The 4,683-nt window shown below is 38.3% G+C and carries 5 protein-coding genes; all 5 read right to left on the reverse strand.

What is annotated here, in order from left to right; translation table 11 throughout:
• Positions 1-244 (reverse strand): response regulator (locus AC1DSB_RS14640; RefSeq protein ID WP_477586972.1); only part of this gene is annotated, 244 nt, incomplete at its 3' end.
• Positions 245-504: 260 nt separating this feature from the next.
• Entirely contained in the window at positions 505-1,464 is a 960-nt protein-coding gene (locus AC1DSB_RS14645) for a SpoIVB peptidase S55 domain-containing protein (protein ID WP_477531823.1), read from the reverse strand.
• A 112-nt stretch (positions 1,465-1,576) separates the two neighbouring features.
• A complete protein-coding gene (recN, locus tag AC1DSB_RS14650; protein ID WP_477531824.1) occupies positions 1,577-3,271 on the reverse strand; it encodes a DNA repair protein RecN in 1,695 nt (564 codons plus the stop codon).
• 15 nt (positions 3,272-3,286) lie between these two features.
• Complete coding sequence (gene ahrC, locus AC1DSB_RS14655; RefSeq protein ID WP_016426978.1) at positions 3,287-3,736, reverse strand: transcriptional regulator AhrC/ArgR; 450 nt, start codon at positions 3,734-3,736, stop codon at positions 3,287-3,289.
• A gap of 101 nt (positions 3,737-3,837) precedes the next feature.
• Positions 3,838-4,656, reverse strand: a complete 819-nt coding sequence (locus tag AC1DSB_RS14660) for a TlyA family RNA methyltransferase (protein ID WP_477586973.1) — start codon at positions 4,654-4,656, stop codon at positions 3,838-3,840.
• Positions 4,657-4,683 lie beyond the last annotated feature (27 nt).

Here is a 4,683-nt window from a genome sequence, read left to right on the forward strand (position 1 = left end):
CTTGTACTTTAGCAAAATTTTCGTTTGCCTGCATCATTTCCAGTACAGCCAATCCATCCAAGTGAGGCATGATAATATCTAGCAACAATACATCTGGTAAGTCATTCTCCATCATGGTAAGAATGACTTTTCCATTTGGAGCTGTTGTAATTACTTCAATTTGAGGATGACTTGATAAATAAGATTCTAGTGTTTTTACTAATTCTTTGTTATCATCTGCGATTGCTACTTTAATTTTTTCCATTAGTATTTCCCCCTTAAACGTCTCGCGAACATGGATGTTTGTTTTTACGGCACATTCTCCCAATTTCACACTGCAAAGTTAATTCGACATATTGTTAGTAAATCCTTTTAAGATTTGAAAAAGGAGCACATAGTCTGATGATTTAGACATTTTTCGTCTATTGTCAAGTTTTTCTAACAAAATGTCGAATAATCGTTATATACATCATAACAAATACGCAAAAAAATACCACACTTTTTACAGTGTGGTAAAAAATTTTTTCATGGATGTTTTTTCATCATTTCTTGTATTGGGATGGCTGCTCCTTTTACAGGATTGTCCACCACCATATGTGTAATGGCTCCAGCAAATTTTCCATCTTGAATAATCGGAGATCCGCTCATTCCTTGCAAAATGCCGCCAGTCTTTCTAATCAATTCTTTATCAGTGACGATAAACTGGAAAGTTGTTTCTTCCACTTTGATGATTTCGATATCATAAGCATTAACGTCATTACCATCAATTGCCGTTAATAGCTCAGCATATCCTTTCTTGATATGTTTCGCTGTTAGCGTTGGAATTGCATCTCCAGTTTGCAAGTCCGATTCAAGCAATTCCCCAAAAACACCATAAACGGTATTTTCTTTCACGTCTCCTGCTTGAACATGAACAGATGCCTGTTTGGCGATTTTGTACCCTGGATTACCAGGAGTGCTTTTGTGTATGCGGGCTATATCTGATAAAAAAATTGATCCACCTAAAAATGGTGGTGTTTCAGAAATTTGCTGATCCACTATTTGATGTCCCAATGCACCATATTCTTGGGTTTTTGGGTCAACGTATGTGATGGTACCAATCCCTTCAGTGTGATCGCGAATGAAAGGAAGCATACTTTCTAACTGATCTGTTGATACTAATACAGATTTTCTTTTATTTTCACGAAGAATTTCAATGGATACTTGTGCTTCATTCGCATTTTTACTCATTTTTTTCCAATCGTCAATTGAGCCGATGGAATTTTCATTAAATGAGACTATTTGGTCTCCACTTTTAAACCACCACTTGTCATTAATCAGTACATCATGAACAAATGTAGGTTTTTCTAACTTCAATTGCACACCTATAGACTGTCCAAGCGGGATTAAAGCATTGTCATTTTTCTCAGCCCATGAATGAGCCGGGAAGAGAATCAAAAATCCCAAAAACATGGTAACAATCCTTTTATTCGCAACACATCGCATATTTCACCTCCATTTAACGGGATGTTCTTACTATGTGTCTGAACAGCATTGTTATGAACGGTAAATTTTCGAAAAAAAAAAGCACATGCTGTAGCAGCAGTGCTTCATGATTCTATACATATGATATTTTTTTTCGTTGCTCGGCAATCGACAATAATTCTGTTGCATGGTCTAAAGTCAATGATGTAATTTCTGCACCGGACATCATACGGCTTAACTCCTGGACACGATCTTTTCCAGTAACTTCCGTTAACTTCGTCATTGTCCGTTCGCCCATCACTTGTTTTTCAATCAATAATTGCTGATCGGCCATTGCAGCTACTTGTGGCAAATGTGTAATACACAACACTTGTGAAGAACGAGAAATGTTGGCAATTTTTTCGGCAATCGCCTGAGCAACTCGTCCACTAACACCTGTATCCACTTCATCAAAAATAATGGATGTAATGCCTTGATGTTTTGAAAAAATTCCTTTTAGGGCAAGCATCATTCTAGACAATTCCCCGCCCGAAGCAATTTTGGAAATCGGTTTGGCAGGTTCACCAACATTGGTTGACATATAAAAAGATACATCATCTTTTCCGTTTTTATCAAACATGTTCAGTGTTTTAAAAATCACTTCAAAAGTAGCCTTTTCCATAAATAATTCACGAAGTTGAATCACAATTGCTTCGCTCAGCTTTTTCGCTGCTTTTTTCCTAATTAACGTTAGTTCTTTCGATTCTACTTCCAAGTCTTTTTCCACTCGATCCAGTGCTTTTTGACGTTGTTGAATTCTTTCATCGCGATTCACGAGACCATCCAGTTCATCGCCAATTTTTTGTCTATATAAAAGTATTTCTTCAATTGAATTCCCATATTTTCTTTTTAATGACTGAATGGCTGCTAATCTTTCTTCAATGACATTTAATCGTTCTTCATCAAATTCCGATTCATCCATCACATTCTTTAGTTGGTAGGACATTTCCTGTAGGGAATAGAAAGAATTCGAAACAAGCTCAGCCTGCTCTTTGTACGTCTCGTCAAAAGAAGCAATATCTTCAAGTTCGCTCATGGCATTTCCAATCCAGTCCAAGCCTTTAGACTCGCCGTTTAAGGCTTCATATGCCGCAGAGATACGTTCGAATGTCTTATGGAAGTTTTGAAATTTCTTGCGTTCGAGTTGAAGATCTTCATCTTCATTTTCAATTAATTGCATCGCATCAATTTCATTAATTTGATATTGATATAAATCGATCCTCTGTGCAATTTGTTGTTCATTGTCACTGACAGAAGCCAATTCTTTTTTTAACTTTATGTACGTCTGGTAAAGACCGTTATAACTTTCTTTCGCTCGGTGAAGTTTACTTCCCGCAAATTGATCGAGCAAGGAAATATGGAAACGCTCGTCCATTAATTCTTGACTTTCGTGTTGTCCATGAATATCAATCAACGAGCCACCAATTTCTCTTAAAATGGCTATAGTCACCAATTTCCCATTTACTCGACAGACACTTTTCCCATGATCATTAATATCTCTTCTCAAAATAACAGAATCATCGTCTACTTCGATTCCGACTTCCTGAAGCTTATGAAATACGGGATGTTGTGGATTTTGTATAAAAAACAAGCCTTCAAGCTCTGCTTTTTTAGCACCGTGGCGAATAAATTCCTGAGAACCTCTTCCACCTGCCAGCAGGTGTACCGCATCAATAATGATGGATTTACCCGCTCCTGTTTCCCCAGTCAGCACCGTCAAACCATCAGTAAAGCTCACCGATACTTCTTCAATAATGGCAAAGTTTTTAATTGATAATTCTTTTAGCACAATGCATCACCTCTTTTAAAGCATTTCGAGTAGTCTTGTCCGAATGATATCCCGTTGATCGGTATCTTTACAAATAATCAAACACGTGTCATCGCCACAAATTGTACCCAGGATTTCTTTCCAGTCCAAATGGTCAATCAATGAGCCAATGGCATGTGCATTCCCTGGCAATGTTTTCATTACTAGAAAATGACTTGCTCCATCGATGCTGACGAAAGCATCAGTTAATGCACGATGCAGTTTTTGCATTGGATTAAAACGCTGATCCGCAGGTAGGCTATATTTATATCGACCATCCTGCAGTGGTACTTTGACTAAATGTAACTCTTTAATGTCCCTGGAAACAGTTGCTTGCGTCACATTGTATCCGGCATTTTTAAGGATTTCCACTAAATCATCCTGTGTTTCAATTTCGTGATTGGCTATTATATCCCGAATTCGTATATGTCGTTGCCCCTTGTTCATCAATGGTCACTCCTAAAATGAATAAATATGCTTAATTATTCATATCGTACCATTTACGGCTCTTGCGTACAAGAAAAACACGACCTACAATGTAGGCCGTGTCATGATAGTTGTGAATGTGCTTCACGCACAATTTCTTTTAACTGTTCCTCTGTAAAGGTTGTTTCATTTTCTTCCGTCGCGATTAAATGGAAAAGGAATTCTATGTTCCCTTCCCCACCTGTAATCGGTGAAAACGAAGCATTTTTTAGAGTAAAACCGGTTTGTTGTGCAAAGTTCGCGATTGTTTCAAGCACATTTATGTGGACTTTTGAATCGCGGACGACACCTTTTTTTCCGACATTTGCTTTTCCTGCTTCAAATTGAGGCTTTACCAGTGCAATGACATCACTGCCAGGTACAAGCAAAGTTTTTAATACAGGCAGAATTAGCTTCAATGATATAAATGAAACATCGATTGTCGCGAATTCAGGCATCCCTTCTGCAAGGTCGGCAGCTGTTACATATCGGAAATTGGTACGTTCCATAACCGTGACCCGTTCATCTTGTCGGATTTTCCATGCAAGCTGATTATAGCCAACATCCAGCGCATAACAGTGGCGCGCTCCGTTTTGCAGGGCACAATCCGTGAAACCACCAGTTGAAGCTCCAATATCGAGCATCAGTTTGTCTTTTACATTCACTTGAAAGAATTCCAATGCCTTTTCAAGCTTCAAGCCGCCTCTGCTGACATAGCGTAATTCATTACCTTTTACCTGCAAAGGTGAATCCATTGCGATTTTTTCACCTGGCTTTTCCAAACGAAGTTCATTCGTATATACGGTTCCCGCCATAATTGCACGTTTTGCTTTTTCTCTTGTTTCACAAAGTCCACGTTCCACTAGAAGGACATCGACTCTTTCTTTTGGGGTTTTTAWCATAATACGTGAGTACCAGCCTTACCGATC

It is taken from the genome of Paenisporosarcina sp. P4_E4_2, from assembly GCF_056401595.1.